This window comes from Nocardia sp. NPDC047038, from assembly GCF_040644075.1.
Lineage (GTDB): Bacteria > Actinomycetota > Actinomycetes > Mycobacteriales > Mycobacteriaceae > Nocardia > Nocardia sichangensis.
On the sequence record NZ_JBEYVQ010000016.1, the window covers coordinates 107,322 to 131,613 of the forward strand.

Consider the following 24,292-nt stretch of genomic DNA (forward strand, 5'->3'; position numbering starts at 1 on the left):
TTGATGCACCATAGGAACCCATGGGAACCTCTGACACTGCCGCCGAGTATGCCGGCGCCGAAGGAACCCTTGTCAGCATCGGCTACGAGGGGAAGACCGTCGGCGATCTCGTCGCCCAGCTCGTCGAACAAGGCGTCGAGGTGCTCGTCGATGTGCGTTTGACTCCGCTGAGCCGCAAGCCTGGGTTGTCGAAGACGAGGCTCGCCGAGTCCCTGGCTGCGGTGGGTATCGGTTACGTTCACCATCGCGCACTCGGCAATCCGAAGAGCAATCGGGAGGGGTTCCGTGCCGGTGAGCCGGAGTCCCGTGCTCGGTATCACGACTTACTCGACAGTGCCGCTGCGACTGACGCTCTTGCGCACGTGTGCGAGCTTCTCGATGGTGGCGTGGTGGCGCTGCTGTGCTTCGAGCACGACCACTCCGAGTGCCACCGTGACATTGTTGTGGATCGGCTTCTCGAAGCCCGGCCCAATGCCGCCGTGGTGCACGTCTAGAACAAGGCGAGTTCGGTCTTGGGGTACCAGACGCCGAGGACGGAGAAGGATCGGCGGTGTTGGTTCTGGTTGCCGACGTAGAAGTGGACGTCGCGGTCAGGTGAGAGCATCATGTCGCGCCACTTCGCGAGGAGCATCTCTTGCGCTCGGAGGGCGCCGTAGGACTTCAACCACCGTCGGCCGGCCTGCCCTGCCTCCCAGTCGAGCACTTTCTGGTCGTGTCCGGGGCATTTCGACGACTCGCAGCGGTACCTGTATCGCACGGCGAATGGCGCCGGTTCCAGCGGTTCGAGCGAGGTCCCGAACAGATCGGGCGCCGACGACTTGTCGATCTTCGCCTGCTCCGCTGCGGACCAGGGATCTCCGGCGACGACGCTGACCTCGACATCGGTCGGTTTGATCAGCCCGAGCGATGGTGACGGGGTGCCCATGCCGCCGATGGGGTTCTGTGCGCGGAGATCACACATCGTGGTGGCGCCGATGAGGCCGTCGAGGTTCATCCGGCGCCGCTGCCAGTTGCTGCTCGTGTCCAACAGCTCTACATGTTCCAGCTCGTCCTGGCGCGGGCGGAACGATTCGGGGCGGTTGTCGTTGGGTTGTCTGTACGTGCCGTTGAGACGCAGGACCTCGTACTTCTTGAACTGCTTGTCGAAATCCTCGTTGCGGAACTTCACCGGGTACAGACGGATCCACTCGGGACGCTTTCGATCGAGCCTGACGCCCGCCACGCAGACGGTCTCGCCGTACGTGTCGCTCGGGTTCGGGTAGGTCTTGACGGTGATCATGACCTTTACCGTCTGGTCCCCTATGCGAGGATGCCTGAGCCCCGTCGCGTATGTCGCGCTTGGCAATTCGCTGTCCCCCACGTGGTCAGCGTAACAACTAAGAACTCGACTCGGAGCGGCTTCGCCGAGGTGAATGAGAACCGGCGACGCTCGGTAAGCCCTTATCGCAACAAGGTTGGAGAAGTCATGCGCCAACTGCACCTGGGAACCAGGTATTCCTTCAGACCGCGCCGAGCTTTGAGATTCGGGGGCCGCCTGTCGGCGGGCGCGCTTCGATCTTGATATAGACATCGGCGAGGCGGCACCAGCGGTTCAACAATTGAGTCCCGCCTGCGTGGACCGCGAATCACCCTCCTCGAACGTGTCGCAGCTCTTCTAGCCCAGCTGGCACCGCTTACTGATGACCAACGGGGCCGACGAATATTTGCAAACCACCGGTGCCGGGCGACCGGCAGCCGTGGTTGTCTGAACCCAGAGACCGAGGGAGAAATTCAAGCTGCGGATGACGCGTACCTTCGAGTGGATGAACCGTGGTCTCTGGCTAGGAGCGTGGACCGACCTGCACCTGCCAGAGGCAGTCCGCGTCCGCAAAATCCCGACGGCGGTGCCGTTGCACTTGGCGGGCCGCCGTCTGCAACTCGAAGCTGCTGACCAACTGCTAAGACGCTGTCGCCTGAACAGGCCGCTTGAGCACGGAGGTCGAACCGTACACTCGCGTGCCAGGCCCGAGCCGCGCTGCGGTGTTGGCTATGCTGTTCCCGTCATGGGGGTTCATCGGATCCACCTATTGGTGGTTTCATCGAATCGCTCTACCGTACAAGCATTGTCGGTATCGAGGTGGGTATGGGGCGTAGTGCCGAGGTAAAGGAATCTGTAAAGCGCCAGCTCTGGCGCATGGCTAACGGTATGTGTCATCGGTGTCGACGCGAACTCGACCCCGGCGTTGCGGGGGCGGTGCCCACAGCGCAGACTGCGCATATCCATGCACTCTCGGATTTCGGTCCACGCGCTGATACCGGGATGTCTACGGAAGAAAGGAATTCCGTAGAGAACCTGATGCTGCTGTGTCCCAGCTGCCACGACATCGTGGACAAAACCAAGGTCGGCGCCGAGGAGTTGCGCACCAAGAAGGCGGCGCACGAGCATTGGTGTGCAGTGCTACGGAAGGCTGGCCGGTCCTGGAACATCCGCTACGCCACCGTGGACTATGTCAATCTACCGCGCGTCAGTATGCAGACAGACGGACTCGGTCTACACCGGATAGCGAATGCGGTGGGGCTGGATCCGTCGCGCCCTTTCAACGGCCAAGGCTCTGTTGTGGGCATGTTTGTGCACCGCATCCAACCGATCTTCGAGACTTGGAATGAGCAGGCTGTACGGCTCGATATCGAACATGCCGATGTGCTGACGCAGGGTCTGACGGTGGCCTTCGACGGCCCCATGCGCGTGGTGAACCCGCCGCAGCTTCCGCCGCGGCCGATCACCGGTTCGTGGGCAAAGGATCCGTACCTCACCTGCGAACTCGGCGACCGCGTGGTGAAGATCCGGTTCGACCCGGCGTGGTTGACCACCGCCACGGCCACAACCGATCTGGACGAGGCCCGACGCGAGCCGACTGTGTACGCGGGACTGGGTGTGGTCGTCGGCGTCTCGGAGACCGAGATCAAGATATCCGCGTGGCTTTTCGGGCAGCCGATGAGTCCGATGCGTGCCATGTTCGAATATGCACGACTGGGCAGCGGCGGCCGGGATGAGCTAGATCTGGCGGACTTCACCGACGAGGCGTCAGGGTCCACGGCGAAGGATGTCGCCGCACCTTCACAACCCATCCCGGTGACCCGCACGGTGGTATTGCATTTCGACGAGGATCGGGTCATGCCGCTGCAGATCGAGGAGGAAGTGTTCCGAAGGTTGCTGCGCGTTGTCCCGGAGTACCGTCGCGAGCTGACCACAACGGCAGCATGTATTCTATCCGCTCGCATCCTGCAGCAGACGCGATTGTCCACGGCCGAGATCGCCTTGAGGGTTTTCGATAAGGCTGGCCTATGGAAAGCGATGTCCGTTCCCGCTTTCGACAACATGATTCGGCAGTACGCTGTCGCTGTCGTGGTTGTTTCCGGGCTCACCGTTTCTCAGAGGCAAGATCTACATGATCTGCTCCGGCGTGATGTCAAGTGGTACCTGGGAGCATTTGAGTACGCGCCGGATCGGCCGATACATCGGAGGCTATATAAGTTCCCACCCCGCTATCGGATTGTGGAGACAGATCTTCACATCCTGTACAGCGCAGCGGATGCTGCATTCAGCGACGATGCGTTACCGAACGACCTGATCGATGATTGGATGCACACCGGGCTGTTTGGCACCGTCGAATGGGAAGAGGATCTGGAACGCAGCGAACACGATGAGGCGCAGGCGCGTCAAATCTTGGAGATGTTTACCGAATACAGTGCCGACCCCACCGCGCTCACTGACGAGCCGAGGGAAGGGCCCCGTGAGCCTCCGGCCCTATGATGACAGGAATACGTGGGAGGTGTCCAAAGTCCCTGCGTCCTCCGGCTCTAGAGGTGGACAGGTGTGGCGGGGTCCTCGCTCGCCGCGCCACACCCCTGTTTCTCGCGGTGTCGAGCCACGGAACCCTGCACTTTAAGGAAAACCGTCCGGTTCTGTCCTCGACTGTATTCGAATCTTCAAAGTCTCCATGCAGAGCTGGCCACCATACACAGCGCGACAAGAGCGACCCGGTCATCGGTGCGGATGTTCGGCAGGCTGCGAGCCCTGAGATGCTGGGTCGAGCACTCGGTCTGTAGCGATCTCCTTCACGGCGTGCCCTACGACTCGAAATCCGCTACAACAAGCTCCAGCACCGAGCGACCTACCGCATCACCCTCTCGGGCTTGACCCTGGCAGACGCGCAACGCACCGCCAAGACTGTCATCACAAGGAAACGCCAGCGACACCACACGCCCAGCACCGCTGGCGTTCCCACGTTCGATGTGCCCTCGGGCGGGAGTACCAAGGATGGGCACAGGGCTGACCAGCGGATTTATCGCGGCAGCCTAATGGTCGAGGGCCGCTTCGGGCTCCAACCGTCCGAGTGAGTCGCTAGGCGGTGGACGGAGCGTGACGGAACCGCCCACGGCTTACATGCTGCTCGGCCTCTGCGCACCCGCCGGGACCGGACACGCTGTGCACCTGATCCGACGGCTCGCTGCAGCTGTTTGCCTCGTTTTGTCGGACCCTCGGCGTAGCGTGCATGGTCATCGCGAAGGGAGTCGCGCAGATGGTCGGTCACGCTGCGACAGGTAGTTCCGGCCGGAGGCATGGGACATGCAGCCCGGCCCCGGTGAGGTGCGCATGAAGAAGATCGGTGTGGGTTCGCACATCGGTGACAGCGGTATTGCGCTCATTCACCAGATGGTCAACAAGATGGGCTTCGTGTGGCACGAGCGGGCCGGAACCCTCGACGCTGGAATCGACGGGGAGATCGAGCTGCGCGACCCGTCGACCGGCGAGGTTGCCAACAGGGTGATCTTCGTGCAGAGCAAGGCGAGTGATCGCCCCTTTCCCGGCGAGAACGAACGTGGCTTCCACTACCTGTGCAAACAGGCCGACGTGGACTACTGGATGAGTGCCGACAACCCGGTCCTGTTGGTCTGCGCTCACCCGCAGACCGGCGAAGCATGGTGGATGCACATCCAAAGCTGGTTCGCCGACGCCAATCACCGCGCTTCCGGCCGGATCGATTTCGACAAAGGCACCCAGCGCTTCGACCAGAACGCGGCGCACCGGCTACTCAACCTCGCCGACCCGCACGGACGTGCTCATGTCGCAGTCGCGGAGCACCGCGAGGAGGTACTGACCACCAACCTCCTGCCGGTCGCCGTCCCCGCCCTCCTCTACGCGGCTCCCACGAAGTACACCGACCCGCGGGAGGTCATCAGTCGACAGCGCGAGAGCGATGACCCTGATGTGCGGCGCGACTTCATCCTGCGAGGTGGACAGATCTACAGCTGGATGCCAGTGGAGGAGACCGCCCTGCGCCACGTCGCCAACGGTCCTACTGACGCCGTGGAAACAGCGTCGTGGAACTCCGACCCGATGCGACAGCGCTGGCTCGTGCAACTGCTCAATTACGCGCTGCAGCGCGACGTGAGCATCGACTGCGCCTGGCACGGCGGACGCAAGATCGTCTACTTCCGCCCGACCTCCGACTTGAAGCCGCGCCACATCCGAGGAGCAAGCGGACGGCAACGGCTGGTGTTCCACCCGAAGTTCAAGAAGAACAAACCCGACCAGGTCGGCTACTACAAGCACGTCGCCCTGGAATGGCAATTCATGCCGCTAGACGGCCAGTGGTACTGCGCCTTGACCCCGACTTACCACTACACCCGTGATGGGTATCGCGACTCGCTGTTCATGTCTGAGCACCTCGCCGGCATCAAGCGACTCGACAAGAACCCCGCCGTTCACGGCCAGACCCTTATGTGGGCCACCTACCTCCACGGCGAAGACGGAGTCCTCGACCCTCGCGAAACCATACTCACCTACGGCGACCTGGTGACCTACACCTCCGACCGTGCCATTGACGACGCCGCCTGGCAGGCCGATCCGCGAAAGAACGACCCCGGCACCGCGGACGACGCCGACGGTGCTCACGAACCTGATGAGCCGATCAACGATGAACTGGCCTTGTTCGAGGTGGAACCGTGAAGCTGACCGTCCTTGACGAACCCCCGCTGGAGTTCAGCGGCGGCGCCCGCCACATCGACCCGCGCCACGGCATCACCGACTACGGACCCGCCGACGCCACGAACACGGCCGTGCGCACGATCCGGGTCGGCATCGTGGGCACCCCGTCATCCATTCAGGGCCTGCGGCGCTGGCTGGACAACTGCCGTCAGCCCATCGCCGCCAAAGACAGCCGACTCGGAAGACTGTTTGTGCCGTTCCCTGGCTTCGACACCAGTGCCGGATTCCGCTCCACGCTGGTGTGGGACTCGCGCTTGGAGCGACCGATCCGCGATCGCGACCTCCAGCGGTTGACCGACCTCGCACCGCAGGCCGCCGTCAAGGCCGCTGTGGAGCTGTACGCCGCCGAACTCGAAGTGCTCGACGAGGAGCCCGGCTGCGATGTTGTCCTCATCGCTCGACCCGAACAACTCCCAGAACGCCCCGCAGCACAGGTCGACCCAGATGCCCCCTGGAAAAAGGCTCGGCCCGCAGAGCCGGTCGACGACTTCCGCGCCGTACTCAAGGCCGTGGCCATGCGCTACAGCCGCCCCATCCAGATCATCCGCCGTAGTACATGGGATCCGAGCTTCACTCCGCCAGGTGGGGACAAGCCCCGTCTCCAGGACCTGGCCACGCGGGCATGGAACCTGCACACCGCTCTCTACTACAAGGCCGGCGGCGTGCCCTGGCGCCTGCCGCGCGAATCCACCGACCTCGACAGCTGCTACGTCGGCGTCACCTTCTACCGCAGCGGTGACCACACCACCCTCGAGACCAGCGTCGCCCAGGTGTTCAACCAGCGCGGCGACGGCGTCATCGTCCGAGGAGCCCCCGCCAAGGTGTCGCACCATGACAAACAACCCCACCTCACCGAAGGCGACGCTCACGCCCTCCTCACCGATGCGCTCGGCCGCTACCGCAAGGAACACCGCCACCTTCCCGCTCGCGTCGTGCTGCACAAAACCTCCTCCTACACACCGGAAGAGATCAACGGCTTCCGTGCTGCGGCCGATGCCGCCGACATCGACACCGTGGAGCTGCTCTGGTTCCCCGCTCATGACCCCGTGCGGCTGTTTCGCCCCGCCGCGCACCCGCCCCTGCGGGGCACCCTGTTCAGCCTCGACGCCCGCCAGCACGTCCTTTACACCCGCGGCAGCGTCCCCTTCTACGGCACCTACCCCGGCATGTACATCCCGACCCCGCTGCCGTTTCGCATGATCGAGACCGAGTCCAGTCCCGAGCACTTGGCCGAGGAGTTGCTTGCTCTGACCAAGATGAACTGGAACCAGACCCAGCTCGATGGGCGGCAGCCGATCACCTTGCGCACAGCGGACCGGGTCGGTCAAATCCTGCGCCATCTCAGCCCGCAGGATCGTCCGCAGGGGCGGTACGCCTTTTACATGTGAGCTTTCACCTGGGCTACGACAAGGTCTGAGCAGCCATTTGTCGTTACGTTGATGGAAAGATGGCGGCCACGTCGTCTGCAGTGACGAGCCGGACGGTTGGGGAGAGTAAGCCAATTTGTGCAGATCGACGCGCGTCAAGCAACCGATCGCCACAAGACTTGCCGCTGGCCGGTTTGGAGCGACCACATCCGCACTGCCAGCTGTTCGGCCGCAGCTGGCTTGTGCGGAGCCAGGCGGATGTAGGACGCGATCGAGTGCAGTTCGGCGATATCGCGGAGCAACTGCCAATCGGACCAGCCGAGGATGTCGTAGCGGCGTCGAGGACGCGAGGCAACGCTTCGGCGGCGTCGCCGAGTTTTACATACGACAGGTGAGCACGCTATTGCTGATAGCGGCGTGTCTCGCTCATCTGCGGGGTGGATTTGTTCAACGGATGGTCTTCCTCACTGTTGTTCAGGCGCATCAGATTGCGGTGCAACGGAAAGCTGCGCGGCGGTGGCCGCATAAACGGCAAGATCGATCACCACCTTCTGGGCGGGATTATGCGAGCCGGTGGTTGCAGGGCCGGGCGGTGTCGAATGCGGCGAGCGCCGACCGTTCCAGCGCGATCACGTGTCCCTCGTCGCGAACGACTCGCCCAGCGCAATCGGGTGCGCGCAGATGCGCGGCGGCCAGGGCGCCGGACGGTGTTGCCAGCTCGACGATCTCGCTGCCGAGCCGATGAATCACGGTCACCATCGCGCCAGACATCCCTGGTGTCGAGTAGGAGTTACCGCGCCAAGCTACCAAACCCTGTGGAGTGATCTTCGAGCGGATGAACCGCCTCGGCTGGCACATCGACCACTAGCCTCGGCCCCTGCTGGCATTGGTCTCCGATGCTATAGCGAATCAGAGAATCATCACCGATAGAGTCGTGTGGCGGCTACGGCCATGCAAGTCGTCGACGCAGCCATTCTCCCGACACTTGCGCCGAACATGCTTGGCGACGGCGCAGTTTCGGCGAATGTGGCGGTGGGGGCATGCGGCTGTTGTGTGCCCAGTAGCCGACCAGTGCACAGAGAAAGGCATCGACGGCGGCGGAGTCGGTTGTGCGGGTCAGCGGATGGGTAGCAAGGATGGGGTCGGGGTCGATTCCGCTGGCGGCGATCGAGGGTGCCAGCGACACGAGTTCGAGCCAGGCGGCGCCGACGCAGGGCCAGGCCCAGTCGATCACCACGACTGTGCCGTCGGGGCGAAGGAGCATGTTGTCCGGCCGCAGATCTGTGTGCAGCAGGGTCACGCCGCCTGTGGGTTCGGCCCAGGTCGATTCCAACTCGGCCAGCCGATCCAGATTGCGCAGCGACCAGCTGTCGAGGTCGACGGGCGGCCCGTGCTCGGCGAAGTGCCGCCAGCAGTTCAGCTCCGGTCCGTAGCTGTCGGCCATCGTGGGTACATCGGGGATCGGGCTGGGCGTCAGCACGTTCGCCAACTGCTCCACTGCCGTGAGCACCGCATCCAGCTCGGCCGGCTGATCGAGACGTGGATGGCGGCCGTCGACGTCGTCGAATACCATGACGAACCACCCGGCGAGCTCGGCGGTGAACTGGACCGCCGGTGTCGGGACCGTGGGCGGTAGCCGCGCTGCGGTGCGTGCCTCGGTCTGGTACATCCCGCACAGTTTGTCATCACGGTTGATCACCTTGGCGAACGCTCTGCGGCCGTCGTTCAACAGCAGCCGCACGGCCGCGCCGTGGCTGTACCCGCCCGTCTGTGTGACCGCCGATCGCACCGGCGCGCCGAGGCGGGCCTCGATCCCGGCGCATACCGGCTGCGGCAACTCATGCCACTCGATCCGACTCGCGGTGCCTTCACTACCGGCCATTGCACGATCATCGGTTGGAACGCCACGGACCTCCAGTCATTTATTCGAGGCAGGCGCCTGGACTATGTCCGGGGCCCGCCGGTTTCGCGAGGGGCGCTCGCCCTGAACACCGGCAGAGGCAGCTTGGGCCGAACACGCGCGGCGGCAAAGGTGGTGGGGCTCGAAATCAGTCGGTCCAGCCGCCGTACAGGTTTCGGCGTTCGAAGTACGCATCGTCGGCGGCCTGGACGTCGGCTTCGCTGGTCGGCCTGCTTCGCCGGCCTGTGGGTATTGGTGCGGTTTCGAGGAGTTTGGCCTGGCCGCGGATGCGGGGATCGGCTTTCTGCAGGAGGCGTTCGGCTTTGGCTCGCACTTCGATGCGGGCTTTGCGGTGGCAGTCGAGCAGGGCGCTGGTGAGCTGGGTGCTGGTCCATTTCATGGCGCCGGGTGCGATCTTCAGGTCGGTGATCTCGCCTGTGGTGTCGACTTCGATCAGGACTCCGCGGACTTCGCCGCGGCCCCGGAGGCCGGCTGCCTGCTTGGCGAGTTGCTGGCCGTTGCGGCGGATCTGGGCGAGGTCTTGCTGGAGCCGCTGCTCCCATTCCTGGAGGTTGGTCATGGCTGTGAGTCGGTTCCTTGGGCTACCTGCGGCGAATAGATAGGTCATTCGGTTTGGCGTACAACGAAACCTTGGCGGCGACGAGGAAGTCCGTGCCCGGCAGGGCGGGTGACAATTGCTCGCTCACCATATTCATCCCTGACGGCTGATCACCGTGCCCGCGGTGATCAGCGGCCGAAGAGCGACGTCCAGCGCGATCGTCGTCTTGCCTGGCGGACTGTGGATTTCGATGGACTTGATGGTGGTGACGGTTCGCTGGTCAGCGTCTTCGACGGCCACCGTGTCACCGATATGGACGGGGTCGCCAGACAGCGTGCCGGTGACGAATACCCATTGCGCGCGCGTGGGAAGGAAGTCGACTCTTTCGACGATCAAGCGCGATTCGGTCATTGTGTGTTCCTCCGCCAGGTAGCGACGAATGCGTCCTCGGCTGCGTAGGCTTCTTGTTCCAGCGCGCTGGTCATCGAGCTGATGCTACCGTCCGCGTATTGCCGGACGTGCACGCTCTCGTGTGCCAGCGTGCGGACAAGCGTTTCCGCGTCCTGGAACGCTGCCGGTCCGAGCTGTACACCGAGGGAGTCGGTTCTGGCGATAGCTCCTTGGAAGTCCAGGTAGGAGATTGTGTCGGCGTCATCGAGGATTTCCAGTTTGGTGCCGCGGAGGTCTACACCGGCCAGTCTTGCGTAGTATTCGATCGTTTCCATGGTTCTGGGTAGTCCGACATTGCCTTCGAGGACTTCTCGGTTCGACAGGGCGCCGGAGCGTGAGTACAAAGCAGCGGGTCGGCCGCGACCGAGGAACTTGGTTCTCGCCGCTTCCACCCAGAGCCGGATCTTCTCGAAGAGAGTTTTCAGCCGCTCGACGAGGGGCCGGACGGTGTTGGTGACGATTTTCGCCACCCTCGCTGAGAGCTCGCCGATGATCGTTGAGATACGCCGGGCCTTCACAGCGATTCGCCCGGCCAAGGCGGCGTTGCCTACCCATTCGGACACGGTCGCGGTGAAAGGTGCGAGGACTGCGAATGCTGCCTCGGCGGCGACCGTCTCGATGGCGAGAGCTTCGAGTTCGTCGAGGATCTGGTGGTGGGCTTCGTCGAGGTAGTGTGCGTACTCGCCGCAGGCATCCCCGAGGGTCTGGCATGTGTCGGCCAACGTGTGGAGATCTGATTGCCGCGCTCGACAGGTGGTCACCGCGATGTCGATCTCGGGCGACAGCTGATTGGTGAGCATGTCGACAGCGTGGGGGACTTGCCCGGCGACCGTGCGGAAGTCGGCGGCAGCGGTATGCCAGGCGGTCTTGGCCGCGTTCAGTTGGTCTTGGTGCCCGTTCGGCCACCCGAAGCCGACGGCATCCTTGATGAACGACCACCCGAACGGCTCCGGAATCCCGTCGCCCGCCGCAGAAGGAGCGCTCTCGGGCAGACACGGGTCCACCGACAGCGACGGCACTGGTGGCGGCGGGAGGTCACGGTGAGCAGCCGCGGCTTCGGCCACCTGATGATTGTGAGCACCGACGACGATCAAGTCTCGGATCTGACCGCACGAGGTCGCCAGTTTCGACGACGTCGAGATCGCGAGTTGGGCGGCTTCGTCGTAGCCGGCTGCCCACTGCCCGCCGACGCTGTCGCTGCCGGCCATTCCCGCAGACGCGGTCAACACCGCGACAAGCGATGAGTGCGTGGTCACCATGTCGGTCGACATCTGACCGAAAACCTCGCCAGCAGAATGGTATTCATCAGCGCGGTGAACAATCACCGGGACGGTCGGTGCCGTCACCGCGGCCACATCCCGGCATTCGTCTGGCCCACACTGTGATAGACCGATCGCGCCCGCCCCAGTGCTTGCCGAAGTTCCCCGAGAGCGGCGTTCATATCTGCCGCACCACTGGCCCACTCCGTGGCGGCGGCGTGGTGCGCGTCGGCGACCCGGCCGGTCCAGTTGATGTGCAGATCGGCGATGCGGGACTGGATATCGCGTAGCCGATCATCGATCCGCTTCTCCAGATCATCGGCCTGATCGACCAGGGCCTGCATTCCGGCCAGATCGACGCGGTAATCGCTGCTGTCCACCTACGCCACCCCGGGATCGACCGCGCCGATCGAGTCGGCGTTACCCCGATCGGTGGTCGAGAAACCGTCTGCTGCTGCATGCAGCGCAGCCGCATCATGTTCCAGGCCAGCGATCACCTGACGGGCGCCGTCTTCCCACTCGGCCCACGCGTCGTGATGGGATCCGGCCGCCAGGCCCTGCCAATCACCGCCGACGAACGACCGCACCTGCTTCATCAAGCGATTGAGCTCGTCGGTGAACTCCCGCGCCGAGGCCTCCAGCCAGCCAGCGGTGGCGTGCACCTCGGCCGGATCAACATCCACACGATCGGTCACTCGCCCTCCCCTCACCACGTCGATCAGCCGCGCCAACCGAAATCTACAGTCTCATATACTCTCTCGGACGGCTACAGGGCACTCGTTATCCACCGGCTGGCACCATCGCGCGTGCTGCGGCGACCACTCCCGAGCATCTGATGCCAGAAATTCGGTCGGATGAAGGCGGACTACTCCCCAGGCTCGTAAACGAGTGCGTTTCCCGCCTCGTCTCGGATGGTGTTTGGGCTGAGGATCCGCCGCGACTCTCGGTAAGTAGCGTTACGTGTCGTCGTTGCGGTGCGGCTCAGTGATCTCAGCGGCAGGTGTATCATCCGTCGCTGGCTCGTCAGGAACCACGGCTGGGGGTGCCTCGACGAGTACGTCCCCTGCCCGTGTCACGCTCCAACCGGACCCGGTCGCACGTTCCATCAGTACCTTCAGGATCTCCTCAGCCCAGGGACGGGCGAGGTTGGTTGCGACCTGAAGGTCGCCGGCGGGTGTAGACACAGCGCCCGGTTTTGCGGCCTTTTTCAGCTCCTCGGCGTCGCGTGCGATTGCACCATCAATGAGCGCCGCGTCTATGCCATAAGTGGTTGCAACCATCTGGGCGAGATCCCGCACTGCGCGTGCCGCAGGTACAGCAGGCCGAGATGTTCCACCGTCGTGGATGGAGTAGATGGCATATTTGCCTCGGACTTTGCGCAACCGGAGCCTAAGGAGTTGTTGGCGGTCATCGTTAGCTGCATTCTCCACATAGCGCTCGGTAAATGCTGTGAGTAGTTCGTCGTCGAGTCGACGCGCGCCGGTCGGTGTGACTGGGTACTCCATGAGACTGAATACATCGTCGGATTCAATCTGCGCGAGTGTCGAGCTCAAGCGTCCGATTGAATGGACGCCTAGGGGGTCGAGGTTCGAGATCAGCTCCATGACCGCGGCGCTCTCGCCGACGTCGTTCTTCGGGAAACGCTCCTCGATCAAGCCGCGAAGTGTATCGACGGTGAGTTCGTGGTCGTCGCTAGCTTCGCCCTTGGAGTAACCGACGTCGTCGGTCAGTTGATCGGGATCTACGGGAGATGTGCTGTCATCTCCTTTCGCCATGAGCCCGTCGATCCGGTCGAATAACTCATCCATGAACCGCCGCATGCCGCCTGCTTCGACGAAGTACTGGTCCACTTGCTCGCGGTCGTTCTTCGATAACGCCTGGTATGCGGGGGATTTGTATCGGATGTCGTGCTCGTACTCCGCCCAGGCGTGAGCTGCGACACTTCGGAGCTGAATCTCCAGACCCGGATATGCTTCAAGGTATTTGGCGAGAGATTTATAGCGTGTCTTTAGTATGTCATTGGTAATTTCCTTGACGATGACGTGAATGCTGTCGTACCCGTTGTGCTTCTCTTCTCCCGGGTTGAACGGGTCACCGGCGACAGCTCGCCGAGTAATTTGGTCAGCGAAGTCGTCCCGGGCCTGCGAGGTGTACAGGATCACCCGCGCGGCGATGCAGTCCTGGATTCCCGTCTCCGGGTCCTTCGGGTCGGGGTACTTCGCTGTTCCGTCATCGAGCTTCTTCAAGGACTTGTCTTGGTAGGACCCCAAGCTCTTGGCACGCGCCTGAATTGTGTGGACTGTGATGGACGCTTCGTTGGCTACGTCCGCAAGGAAGCGCTGCAGCTCATCGGCAGCTTCTGCCAGATTGGCATGATCGTGGGCATACTCCCATAGATATTTCGGGACCCGTGCATGGTGGGAGTCGTCAGGGATCGCGAACACGTCGTGCACCGTGGTTCCAGTCACCGCTCAATCGTGCCAGCTGAACGATCAAGTTTCAGCACACGAATGTGCTCTTGGCGAGGCCGCTGCTCCTGTGACCTGCGCCCTCGGTCCGGTCAGTCAGGCCGATCGCCACCTCATGCTGTGGCGTGTAAGAATGCCACCGGGATGCGGGCACGACACCACGACACGTGCTCATCGTTGGTGACCGCCTCGTAGGACGGTCGATGCCCGCCTCCTCGGCCGACTGGGTTGACAGGCTCGACGGCTCGAATTATGCCGCATCCTCTGGGTGGTCGGTCTCGTCGGAGAAGGTCTCTTCTGCGAGGTCGGGAATGGCATACTCTGTGGCCTTCTTCGCCAAGTGGAGTGGCCACGGAAGTAGCAGAGTGTCGCCGTATGTGTCCGCGAGTCGTCGCTGTGCGTGTGCTGCTGCGGCCCATACGGTTGGGTCGTCGTCGGGGTGTTGTCGCATGACTGTTAGTTCGACACATTGAGGGTTGAATGCAGAACGTCTGGTATCAAGCAGCGATCGGCCTTCTGGATCGAGGATGTCGTCTGCTCTGGTCCCCATAGGCCGGGCGAGAGTCTTAGCCGAACCGGGTTTCGACGCGAAGCTGGCGAATACACGGTTCGAGCCCGGGTAGCGGAAGAGCCCCGAGGGCAGGCCGACCACATCGCCTGCCTCTCCATACACTTGCGGGGTCTCGTCCCCATCGGCGGTACGGAGCATGACGTGACGCAACTGGGGCGCCAGGTGCTGGGCGGGGGTATCGCCCACTACGAGGCGGTCGATCAGTGTCTTGCTGATCTGTAGGTTCTGCCAGTCCAGGCGAATGTTTTGGGACCAGGTCAGCAGCAGTGTCGGTTGGTCGGTGTGCAGGGTGGCGATGACTTCGTCGAGGACGAATCGTTGCACCTGTTTCTCGTCGACTTCGGGTATGCGGAAGGCGCTGCCGGTGGCGAGTCTGCGGAGCAGATCCGGGTAGAGCTCCCATGGGCCGCCGAGGGTGCGTCCCCATACGGCAGGGTTGTCGGAGCTGGTCCAAATCGCGACGGGCAGTTGCTGGCGCCGTCCCCAGCTGTGGTCGGTGGCGTTGCGGCGGAGCATGTAGATCGCAACGGTGTCCATCGGGTGCGGCAAGGTCAGCTTGTTCACCGTGGAGCGGACGGGGCGGAGGCTGCCTACGAGTTGCCGGCGAAGGTCTCGCCATGACAGCTTTGCTTTCGCATCGAGAGCTTTGTGGTATTTGTCCAAGGCCTTTTCGTCGGTCGGCGGTACTTTCTCCGGGGTCATGAACTGGGTCAAGCGACCCGATCGTGCGAATCCGACCCGTAGTGCGGCTTTGGGATCACTGCCTGGCTGTTTGAAAGCGTCTCGGTTCCGGAGCTCGATGAAGACTAGCGCGCTGGGTGTGTTGCCGAGCTGGTCGGACACCGCCTGTTCTCGCGGTTGTGCGGCTCTGCGATTGCGGGTTGCGGTGTCACGAATCGATGAGTCGACCTCCAACGGTGCAGCTAGGGAACCGATTTCCCGGGTACGAATCTCGACGGCGAGTTCTTCCGTGACCCAATTTATTTGCGGTGTTGCTCCATCTGATAGCGATTCCAGTCCGAGGTCGTCGACTACGGCTTTGATTGCGGCATCTCGGATGGATGCGGTGTCCCAGTGGATTTCGACCGTCAGTGGCTGTCCGTTCGTAGCTTTCGCGATCCGTTGGCGTACCTCGGCGGGCGCGGGATCAGCGATGGCGGGAAGGGTGATCGGTACGGGCTGGAGCGCGGGAACCAGTGCGATGATGTCGCCGAGCGCATCGGCAATCCAGTCCTTGATGCGGTCGCGGTCTCGTGCGGTCGCGCCCGGCCCGATGTGGTGGTCGTAGCCGGCGCGTGTGTTGTAGACGAGGGCCGCGGCCAGGTCGTCGTCGCCGGCGTTGAGGTAGGTCAATGGATCGGCCCCGAGTTTGTATGGGTCGATCGGAATGTTGTCGAAGGTGATGTTGTCGAAGAGATGGTGAAGTTCTCGATGCCATCCGAAGCCGTCACCTCCGGGATTTCTCCGCCAGCGTGTCGGGGCGATGCGGAAACTGCGTGATTGCGGAAGTCCATCTATCCAGGGGACCTTCGATAGAATGTAGGCATTCACGCTGTCGCCGTTGGTCTTCGGAGTGCGGGGGCACCATCGGCGGATGCCGACGCTGATGTGCACTCTCGGATCGGGTTGAAAAGGGACGTACTGCAGACTCAGCCGGATCCGGTGGGAGTACGGCCACCGCTGATTGCGCCTGTCGATGTCCTCTTGCGGGGGCCAGCTGATCAACTCGACGCTTCCCGCATCGCCGGTGGGACAGCGCCGGAAGCCTACCGGAAACCCGTCTGGACGGTCGCTGCGCCGGAGCAGTTCCGCCGCGAGGGATTCCGGGATGAGGTGGCGAAGCACTTTTGGTGTTGTGGCGATATGTTCGGTCGCAGCGGGTGTGTCCGCCGCGATCTTATGGTGTTCGAGGTGATCGAGGACGCTAAGGTCTGCCGTTTGCCACTTGATGTCGTGTTTCGGCAGCTTTTCCCATAGTTGGCTCGCCTCGTCGGCATGTTTCGGCGAGACGACGGTCTGCAGCCAGGCACGCATGATCAGTTCGAGGCTTCGTTCGGAGGTGGGTGCGGTGCTGTACATCCAATCCCCGGCATAGTCGGGGCGTCCGACACCCCGTCCAATCGCGGCGATGTCGGGTACGAGAGCGAGCATGGCGCGGTTGAGCGAAGCGATGGGAACCGATCTCCGGCGCGAGTCACTGGACTGCATGAGATCAGTGATGGGGGCGATCCAGCTACGTGGGAAGCGAATCGAATGGAAGTCGCTGGTCAGCTCACGGAATTGCCGCGGACGTATCACGAACGCTGTGTGTTGCAGCTCAGTGTATTTCGGCATCGGTGACTCCTGGGATTCGTGCGAGCGCACGGTGGAATGGTCCGTACAAGGATTCGGCGAGCTCGCGATCGGCCCGCGTACATGCGGCATCGGTGCCGAGGTACTGGTCGAGTGCACGGTGCATGCCCACAAGAAGGCTGGCGCGCGGGTCTTGGGGGTCGGGGGCGAACTTGGCGTCGCAAAAGTGGACTCTGGCTGCGCAACCGCCGCGGACGAGTCGTCCGATTACCTGCCAGATCGTGACCAGCTGGGTCCACGCTAACGCGGGCCGGTCGGTCGTGAGATCGAGTGAGCCGTAGACGAGAGGCATCGTGAGCTTGCTTTGCCAGAGCCGATATCCGACTGCGCGCAGTTCTCGACCCAGCCCGTGCAAGTCGGACGCGCTGTAGGGGTGGCGGGCGGATCCCAACTCGGCAATTCGTTCGATAGCCCAGCGATTCATCGACTGCACGGGGTAGGTGATGTCGTCGGGTCGCGGATGCGGCCGAATGAGGAAGTAGGCGGAGCCGATCGCAGCCTTCCCGGCCGGGTTCAAGATGTTGTGGCCGCGTTCGATGGCCAGCAATGGGGCGACAAGGAAGGTAGCCTCGGTGTCAGCGAGGCGCGAGACATCTCCACGCCGCAGTGTGGGTGTCCAGTAGCCGGTGAACTCTGTCTGGTCGGCCACCAGATGTAACACTTGCCCGCGCCAATCGCTGCGGATATCGGTGAGGTCCTGGGCGACTTGTTCGGCCTCCCGGTAGCTTCCGACGAGAAGCAGGATACGTCGACGCTCCGGTGGTAACCCGGCGAGTTCCTTCTCGAACCGGCTCGGATCATCTGGGCGTTGCTGACTGGCCAACTCGCGCAGAATTCGCTGCAGAGCGAGACGTCGTTGTAGTCCACGCAGGCCCGATACTGAGATGGCATTGCCGTGCTCGTCTCTGACGGAGTGGAGGAAGAAACTGCTCTCGTCTACCGCGCGGAGTTCTTCTCGTGGGGCTTGCAGTATGGCGCCGACTGGTTTCTGTATGTCGTATCGCGGCGAGGTACCGGCCCAGCTCGTTCCCGACATCAGCAACACCGCCGGGCCGGTGGAACTGTCCGGGGCGAACAGCCGGTGCAGGTTGAGCAGGATCCATCGGCCGACGCCAGCGCATCGGAAGAAGCGCAATGTGCCCATGCGATCCTGATGTTCCGGATCTCGCTGGTACTGGTAGCCCAGAATGGCACCCATGGGCGGTGCAGGCACGACCGGGGTGTAGTCCTCTGGCGGCCGTTGAAATGTCAGTCCTCCGACAGCATCGAAGTTCAGTGAAGTATCGACCGCTCGCCAACCGCGGAGGAGGGAGTTGAGCGTGTTGGACAGCACCGCCAAGAGCATGGTGAACTCGAGCCGCAACGCCATCTCGTCGACCTCCGCCTCCGCTACCGGTCGGGGGAGTGTGGCGTTGCGCAACCATCGAGTGGCGAGGCGAGCGCATTCCTCCTCGTCGGCGAGATTTACCAGAGCCCTGGCAAGTTCGACGAGCTCGGTCGTCAGCGCGGACTGTGCGCGCCCGCGCCGCCCCAACGGGTCCGGGAGGAAGTGATCGAGCGCGGTGCGCACCGTCGTATACGACTCATCGTTCGGGTCCGAGGCGTCGTCGCCGGTCCAGGTGCGAACAAGTTTGTCCGCCAACGTCCATTCGGTGAAGCAGTCTCTCCCGATCCATTTCAGCATCGTGCTGGTACCGCGGGGTAGCGGGTCGCGACGTAGCAGCGCATAGAGCCGGTTCGCAATTGTGCGAGCGGCATTGACCGTTGTCACCCACTCACGCACCTTCCGATCCCCGAACTGCGCCCGACCGTGGGTACGGAGCTCGCGTTCGGTGTGGTCCATCACCCGTTCCAACCACGCGTCGTCGTGTCCGATGAGGGTCTGGTCGGGGCTGAACATCTCGTCGAGCTGCGCCTGCACCCGGTCGGCCTCATCGACGATCACCAGATCATCACGTCGCCAAACCAATTCGAGATAGCGCAACTGCTCACGGTTGAGCTCCTGCGGAACTCGGCTGAACACCAGACTCGCGGGAGTGGCAACCCACACCGAGGCGTCGACGGCTGCGCGGCTGGTTCTGTGTCGCTGGCACTTCCCCCAGAGCGGGCAGCCGAATCGCTTGGTGGCATCGCCTTCGCCGGGTTCGGTGAGTTTGTCGCGGCACGGCGCGTCCTGAAATTCCCATGGCGTGGTAGTCGGACGCAGCGCGTCAAGGCCGCACGCGGTGGACAGCAGATCAGCATCGCGCGGGAACCCGGTCAACGCCATCCCGTCCGCAGCGTTCGCGGCATGTACCTGGTGCATCCTGTTGATGTGCCGATGTTGCGCTGAAGCACCGACAATCGGCGCCGCCGAAACTTCGACTGAGCGAAGCCAGGCCGATGTCCGCAGACAGGACAACACGTCACCTTCGACCAGTGTGACCTGCAGCCCGCGTTCGGCCGCGCAGACGGCCAGAAGCTTCATCAATGTGCTCTTGCCCGCACCAACCATGCCGATCAGATGCAGTACCCCTGCGATAGTCAGCTGTTGGGAGTCGACGAATTCGTCGTGCTCACGCACTCGCAGCCGCAACCGCGCGAACAGTCGAACCCAGTTCCCCCGATGAGCGAGCTTGGCAGCTTCCTCCCGTTGGTCGAGCACCGCGGCAGTTGTGGCGAGTTCTTCCCACGTGAAGGTCAGTGGCTTCCGATCCCCTCGCGCGGCTAGCTGATGGCCGGAAGGCTTCGGCAGCAGCGCCAGCGACTCGGGAATCTCGACCGAGACCGGGCGTCCCCGCGAGATTGTCACGTAGTGGCCGGCAGGTGCGGTCCGCATAGTTTGCCGACTCAGAACCGGCGGAGAGTCCAAAGCTCTGTCGTAGTCGGAGAAGCGGCGGTCGGCGACACTGACCGAGCGCGCACTTGCGTAACCGTCGCTGTCGATCTGGTAGCCCCGGAGATCTTCCGCAACCGATCGGTAGGACCGGATTCCCGTTTCCCAATCGCGGCGGGTACGCAGCGGCCCCAACAGGTGTCGGGCCACGGCGATACTGCTCGCCGTCACCTCATCGGTACGCACCCCGAGCGCTTCGAGCAACGGATAACCGGTCAGGAGCTCATGCGCAGCAGTAACCGGCTCGTTCGGGCACACCCGCTGAACCAGGGTGATGCCAAGTTCCACATCAAGGAAGGCCCCGAGTTCCATCCCCTGCTCATCTTTGTCCCACAACCCCTGGAACTGCCGCATCAGGGTCGCTCGCCATGCAGTCCGGTCACGCATCGGCCGCCAGCCTCTCCTTCGCCATGTTCACCAATCCGCGTTCGGACACGATCGTCACGCCCGTTCCCCGCAAACCGGTCCGTGAGCGTTCGCGAAGTGTCTTCAGGTAGCCAGGTGTTTCCGCGACAGCTTCGCGGGACGGGATATAGAACGCGCGATGCCAGGGCGGATCGGAAGGTATGGGGCCCAACTGCTTCGCAAGCTGGACCGGGTTGGACCAGTCCTTCACATCGACTGCCCAGACATGCCCGTCGGGGAATTCGATCCGCAGGTCGTAGGTGTCGTAGCGCGGCCATAGCTCGACCTTGACACCCAGTGCGGACAAGTCTTGCTCGAGTCTCAACTCGGCGCGACCTGGTGCGGCGATGAACGTGCGGATGGGTGCCGCGAGCCAGCGCACACCCTGAGCGAGCGGCAGACCCTCTCCTTGTCGAGGAGCGGATCGTCGTGTGCACCCGGTCGTTGACGCACCACACGTCATCTCTGAATCGCACCAGTAGGTTGCCGCAGTCCGCGCATGGGACGACCCGGTCGCTGAACCGGCACTCGGCCGGGGCAGAGGGGTAGCACTCCTTCACTGCTTCAGCGAGGATCCGCAACTCCGGAGACATCAGCCGCTCCTGCAACTCCAGCTCCGTAAGGACCGGGGTGCTGATCACCAGCCGCCGGAAAGCGACATAGGAATCTTGCCGCCCTGCTGCCCGGCATTTGCGCCGGACATCGGCGACGATGGCATTCTCGAACACCTCGCCCTCGACATCGCTCGTAGAAAGTGCCCACTCATGACACATCCGTGTCGGCGCACCCAGATCTAGGAGCACATCGCCAGCGACATCCTCACCGCCGATCGGCACCGGCCATCGGCCCAACGGGTGTTCACACCACCGCAAGAGCTCCGGAACTCCGGCAGGAACCCATGAGGGTCCACCTTCCGAGCCCGATCCTGCCTCAGTCAAAAAGCGCCGCAGCGTCAACTGGTCAAGAGCACGTTGCAGCGCGTAGGGGTACGGCACTTTGAGCGTCGCGCCGGCCGAGATTTGCTTGTGCGCAGCAGCAACGCCGGATGCCAACAAGTGGAGCAACTGCTCATCGCCTCGGTCGTCGATCATGTAACCCCCAAGAGTCGGATGTCGAATACGCGAAAATTGAGAACTATTCCGGCCAACAGACTTCAACTGATAACCACCCCGACGAAACTTCAGCATTCTAGCTGCCACAGTGCGGAATTGAGTCCTGAACTGTGTTGCCCAGCTTGGTTCACACCAGGCATGCAGGTCCGTCGCATGCCAGGATGGATACCGGAACAGGTTCAGGTCGAAGGGGGCAGTGGATGGCAGGGACTGGTCGACGAGCGCGCTGGGGCAAGCCGTGTGCCATGTGCTCGGTCAGGGTGGCAGACGAACGGGGCCTGTTGAGCGGGACTCCCGGTGCGTGGACCGTGATGTGCGGGCGGTGTGAGGATATGTCCCGCCGCACCGGGCAGTATCACCACACCGATCAACCACCTCCCAGTGTCCGTATCGACAAACCCCCGAGCAACACCGGGCCACGAACATGGTTGCGTGCTTACGGCATACGCACACCATGTAAGTCCTGTACAGCCGAGATGACGTCTGTTGCCGGTGTATTCCCAGTCGATCCTGCTGGCACTTTCTGCCACATCGTCCTTGTCGCGACCGACAGCGCGTGGAGGCTGGCCAAGCAGCTCCTCGATCGGTCGCAGGTCGCCGGGGAAGTCGCGGCCGCCATAAGGCTGAGACCGGACCCGTCGGGCGCCGGTGACGTTCTCACTGGAGGCTGTCCAGGATGTGGTGCGCCCTATTCGGCCGGCAGCGATCCGGTGGTGCGAGCTGCCCCCTCCCTGTCAGACTTTAACGAGACCGATTGGTATGTATGTTTTCTGTAGCTGAGTAGGGCGAGTTCAGGGATACGAGCAAGGTGACGATGGGTGCGGCTGATCTGCCCGCTGAGGATGGTGTGGCGGCAGCGAAGAACGAGGGTGCCGGTGGTGGCCGGTCGAAGCGGCGGTCGTTCACGCCGGAGTACAAGCTGGCGATCGTGGCCGAGTATGAGCAGTTGACCGAGCCGGGTGCTCGGGGTGCGCTGTTGCGCAGGGAGGGCTTGTATCACTCGCATGTGATCGAGTGGACCCGTGCTCGTGATGCGGGCGCGTTGAACGCCTTGTCCGCCAAACCGACTGGGCCCAGGCCCGTCAAGTCCGAGGCTGACCGGCGGGCGGACAAGCTTGCGGCGGAGCTGGAACGTACCAAGCAAGAACTGGACCGGACACGAAAAGCGTTGCAGGTCATGGGAAAAGCGCACGAGCTCTTGGAGATGCTCTCCGAGAGCGCGGGTATCGAGACGAAACGATCGAAGTGATCGACGCCGCGGTCGGTGAGCTCGAGCCATTGGTCGGAGTCACCGCCGCGTGCCGGGTGACCGGCAAGTCCAGGCCACGCTGCACCGCCACCGCAACCCGCAACCGCCGAAGTCGGTTCCTCGGCGGCCGGTGGTGCATCCGGCCGCGTTGTCGGCGGCCGAGCAGGCCGCAGTGCTGGCCGAGTTGCGCAGTGACCGGTTCGCCGACAAGTCCCCGGCGCAGGTGTGGGCGGTCCTGCTCGACGAGGGCCGGTACCTGTGCTCGATCTCAACGATGTACCGGCTGCTGCGCGCGCACGGTGAAGTGCGCGAACGCCGCCGCCAGGCGACGCATCCGGCGCGGGTGAAACCCGAACTGGTGGCGCGCGGCCCGAATCAGGTATGGAGTTGGGACGCAACGAAATTGGCGGGACCGTTCAAGGGCGTCTACTACACGCTGCTGGTGATGCTCGACATCTTCTCCCGCAAGGCGATCCATCATACGGTCGTGGCCGGTGAATCCCGGTGGATCGCCAAGCAATTCCAGCTCGACGCGATCGCCGCGAACAACGGGACCGTGCCCGATTACATCCATGCCGACAACGGCGGCCCGATGACCAGCAAACCGGTGTCGGAGCTGCTGATCGACCTGAACATCACCCGCTCGCATTCGCGACCGCATGTGTCGAACGACAACCCCTACTCGGAGGCGAATTTCAAAACCCTCAAATACTGCCCCGCGTTCCCGCAACGGTTCGCATCGATCCGGGAAGCACAGCGGTTCTGCGACGCGTTCTTCACCTACTACAACGACCATCACCGGCATTCCGGGGTCGGATTGCACACGCCCGCAACGGTTCACGACGGCACCGCCACCGCAATCCGCGCCGCACGCGGCGCAATCCTCGCTACCGCCTATGCCGCCAACCCGGCCCGGTTCGGGCGGCCTCCGATCCCACCCAGACTCCCTACATCCGCCTGGATCAACGAACCCGCAAAGGAGAACATCAACACAGAATTCGTGGCCTGACTGGTCTCATATGGTTTGACAGGTTCCGGCCGTCGTGGAGCGAGGTTTGCACGGGCTTGTGTCGATCGCGTCGGCAGAGTGCTCGGTAGTGAAATGGCATCGGGCGCTGTACGACCCGGGGCGCGTGCTCGTTCGATTGTGACCATGGGATTGGGGAGTCGCTCTCTTCTGTGAGCGGTGGGGTCCAGGCTTGGATGGTAAGCCCTCGGCTTCTCGACAGGGGTCAGTCTCGGGTTCGGGAAGCTGGAGGTGCCCGTGAAGTGAAGACCTTCCTCCTTGGTTGTCAATCAGTTTCAATGGTGGCCGACCCATGACGTAAGAACCGGATACGAAGCCTGCAACGCCAGATCCACTGCGCCGCAGCGGTATACCGCACCCGTGCCCCGGCGAACACGGCCACTCGCGACGCCGCGCCCGAGCCACACTCGCCGAGCTCAGGCCCGATCGCGACCGGCCACGACGACGAGTCCTCCGCCCACGGCCCCCGACGCTGCGCCCGATGCGGTCGCGGCAGTGTCGGAGGAACGGCGCCGGTGTTGCCGGTCGTGGTGTCGGACTGACGGGACCCCGTTGGTCGGTCCGGGCCGTACTGTCGACGTTCACGTAATTCCCGGTGCCCGCGCTCGCGGAATTCCGCAGGTGGTGGGTCCTGGTTGATGTTCTACCCGATGGCCTCCTTCGGTGG

Annotated in this window: 17 protein-coding genes and 2 pseudogenes; 6 read left to right on the forward strand and 13 right to left on the reverse strand. The window is 63.2% G+C overall.

From position 1 onward, the window contains the following. The first annotated feature begins 20 nt into the window (after positions 1–20). Positions 21–494, forward strand: coding sequence for a DUF488 domain-containing protein (locus ABZ824_RS33295; protein WP_356968087.1), 474 nt, complete (start codon positions 21–23; stop codon positions 492–494). Here ABZ824_RS33295 and ABZ824_RS33300 read toward each other — a convergent pair. Then, complete coding sequence (locus ABZ824_RS33300; protein ID WP_356968089.1) at positions 491–1,480, reverse strand: hypothetical protein; 990 nt, start codon at positions 1,478–1,480, stop codon at positions 491–493. The genes ABZ824_RS33295 and ABZ824_RS33300 overlap by 4 nt on opposite strands. 705 nt (positions 1,481–2,185) lie before the next feature. Here ABZ824_RS33300 and ABZ824_RS33305 point away from each other — a divergent pair. The 3 genes from ABZ824_RS33305 (at position 2,186) to ABZ824_RS33315 (ending at position 7,419) form a co-directional block, all read left to right on the forward strand. Next, positions 2,186–3,793: an HNH endonuclease signature motif containing protein gene (locus ABZ824_RS33305; RefSeq protein WP_356968117.1), complete on the forward strand. Its 1,608-nt coding sequence runs from the start codon at positions 2,186–2,188 to the stop codon at positions 3,791–3,793. 816 nt (positions 3,794–4,609) lie between these two features. Next, positions 4,610–5,992 carry a DUF4365 domain-containing protein gene (locus tag ABZ824_RS33310; RefSeq protein WP_356968091.1) on the forward strand — a complete coding sequence of 461 codons (1,383 nt, stop codon included), beginning with the start codon at positions 4,610–4,612 and terminating at the stop codon, positions 5,990–5,992. Continuing rightward, positions 5,989–7,419, forward strand: coding sequence for a hypothetical protein (locus ABZ824_RS33315; protein ID WP_356968093.1), 1,431 nt, complete (start codon positions 5,989–5,991; stop codon positions 7,417–7,419). The genes ABZ824_RS33310 and ABZ824_RS33315 overlap by 4 nt, the downstream gene beginning before the upstream one ends. A gap of 540 nt (positions 7,420–7,959) precedes the next feature. Here ABZ824_RS33315 and ABZ824_RS33320 read toward each other — a convergent pair. From ABZ824_RS33320 to ABZ824_RS33375, 12 genes and pseudogenes are all read right to left on the reverse strand, one after another. Next, complete coding sequence (locus ABZ824_RS33320; RefSeq protein ID WP_356968095.1) at positions 7,960–8,157, reverse strand: hypothetical protein; 198 nt, start codon at positions 8,155–8,157, stop codon at positions 7,960–7,962. Between the two features lie 184 nt (positions 8,158–8,341). Continuing rightward, complete coding sequence (locus tag ABZ824_RS33325; RefSeq protein ID WP_356968097.1) at positions 8,342–9,280, reverse strand: phosphotransferase; 939 nt, start codon at positions 9,278–9,280, stop codon at positions 8,342–8,344. 166 nt (positions 9,281–9,446) lie between these two features. Next, the gene (locus tag ABZ824_RS33330; protein ID WP_356968099.1) at positions 9,447–9,878 is read right to left on the reverse strand and encodes a hypothetical protein; all 432 of its coding nucleotides are present in this window, start codon (positions 9,876–9,878) and stop codon (positions 9,447–9,449) included. A gap of 132 nt (positions 9,879–10,010) precedes the next feature. Beyond that, the gene (locus ABZ824_RS33335) at positions 10,011–10,268 is read right to left on the reverse strand and encodes a hypothetical protein (RefSeq protein ID WP_356968101.1); all 258 of its coding nucleotides are present in this window, start codon (positions 10,266–10,268) and stop codon (positions 10,011–10,013) included. After that, complete coding sequence (locus ABZ824_RS33340; RefSeq protein ID WP_356968103.1) at positions 10,265–11,662, reverse strand: hypothetical protein; 1,398 nt, start codon at positions 11,660–11,662, stop codon at positions 10,265–10,267. Before ABZ824_RS33340 ends, ABZ824_RS33335 begins: the two co-directional genes overlap by 4 nt. Continuing rightward, complete coding sequence (locus tag ABZ824_RS33345; protein ID WP_356968105.1) at positions 11,650–11,946, reverse strand: WXG100 family type VII secretion target; 297 nt, start codon at positions 11,944–11,946, stop codon at positions 11,650–11,652. Before ABZ824_RS33345 ends, ABZ824_RS33340 begins: the two co-directional genes overlap by 13 nt. Continuing rightward, positions 11,947–12,261, reverse strand: a complete 315-nt coding sequence (locus ABZ824_RS33350) for a WXG100 family type VII secretion target (RefSeq protein ID WP_356968106.1) — start codon at positions 12,259–12,261, stop codon at positions 11,947–11,949. It abuts the gene before it with no gap. Positions 12,262–12,522: 261 nt separating this feature from the next. Beyond that, positions 12,523–14,034 (reverse strand): RelA/SpoT domain-containing protein, encoded by a 1,512-nt coding sequence (locus tag ABZ824_RS33355; protein ID WP_356968108.1) that lies wholly within the window; start codon positions 14,032–14,034, stop codon positions 12,523–12,525. Between the two features lie 250 nt (positions 14,035–14,284). Next, complete coding sequence (locus ABZ824_RS33360) at positions 14,285–16,939, reverse strand: DUF3962 domain-containing protein (RefSeq protein WP_356968110.1); 2,655 nt, start codon at positions 16,937–16,939, stop codon at positions 14,285–14,287. Continuing rightward, positions 16,923–20,219 (reverse strand): hypothetical protein, encoded by a 3,297-nt coding sequence (locus ABZ824_RS33365; RefSeq protein ID WP_356968112.1) that lies wholly within the window; start codon positions 20,217–20,219, stop codon positions 16,923–16,925. Before ABZ824_RS33365 ends, ABZ824_RS33360 begins: the two co-directional genes overlap by 17 nt. Then, positions 20,212–20,619, reverse strand: coding sequence for a hypothetical protein (locus tag ABZ824_RS33370; RefSeq protein WP_356968113.1), 408 nt, complete (start codon positions 20,617–20,619; stop codon positions 20,212–20,214). Before ABZ824_RS33370 ends, ABZ824_RS33365 begins: the two co-directional genes overlap by 8 nt. A gap of 247 nt (positions 20,620–20,866) precedes the next feature. Next, positions 20,867–21,424: pseudogene (locus ABZ824_RS33375) on the reverse strand (hypothetical protein); the annotation flags it as partial. 733 nt (positions 21,425–22,157) lie between these two features. Here ABZ824_RS33375 and ABZ824_RS33380 point away from each other — a divergent pair. Both ABZ824_RS33380 and ABZ824_RS33385 read left to right on the forward strand, forming a co-directional pair. Then, positions 22,158–22,598, forward strand: a complete 441-nt coding sequence (locus ABZ824_RS33380) for a transposase (protein WP_356968115.1) — start codon at positions 22,158–22,160, stop codon at positions 22,596–22,598. A gap of 154 nt (positions 22,599–22,752) precedes the next feature. Then, positions 22,753–23,607 (forward strand): annotated as a pseudogene (locus ABZ824_RS33385) (DDE-type integrase/transposase/recombinase); the annotation flags it as partial. Positions 23,608–24,292 lie beyond the last annotated feature (685 nt).

What these genes read in the sequence shown, in the direction of transcription:
- ABZ824_RS33295 (WP_356968087.1), top strand. Translation starts at nt 21, where the DNA reads ATGGGAACCTCTGACACTGCCGCCGAGTATGCCGGCGCCGAAGGAACC.
- ABZ824_RS33305 (WP_356968117.1), top strand. Translation starts at nt 2,186, where the DNA reads ATGTGTCATCGGTGTCGACGCGAACTCGACCCCGGCGTTGCGGGGGCG.
- ABZ824_RS33310 (WP_356968091.1), top strand. Translation starts at nt 4,610, where the DNA reads ATGCAGCCCGGCCCCGGTGAGGTGCGCATGAAGAAGATCGGTGTGGGT.
- ABZ824_RS33320 (WP_356968095.1), bottom strand. Translation starts at nt 8,157, where the DNA reads ATGGTGACCGTGATTCATCGGCTCGGCAGCGAGATCGTCGAGCTGGCA.
- ABZ824_RS33325 (WP_356968097.1), bottom strand. Translation starts at nt 9,280, where the DNA reads ATGGCCGGTAGTGAAGGCACCGCGAGTCGGATCGAGTGGCATGAGTTG.
- ABZ824_RS33330 (WP_356968099.1), bottom strand. Translation starts at nt 9,878, where the DNA reads ATGACCAACCTCCAGGAATGGGAGCAGCGGCTCCAGCAAGACCTCGCC.
- ABZ824_RS33335 (WP_356968101.1), bottom strand. Translation starts at nt 10,268, where the DNA reads ATGACCGAATCGCGCTTGATCGTCGAAAGAGTCGACTTCCTTCCCACG.
- ABZ824_RS33360 (WP_356968110.1), bottom strand. Translation starts at nt 16,939, where the DNA reads ATGCCGAAATACACTGAGCTGCAACACACAGCGTTCGTGATACGTCCG.
- ABZ824_RS33365 (WP_356968112.1), bottom strand. Translation starts at nt 20,219, where the DNA reads ATGCGTGACCGGACTGCATGGCGAGCGACCCTGATGCGGCAGTTCCAG.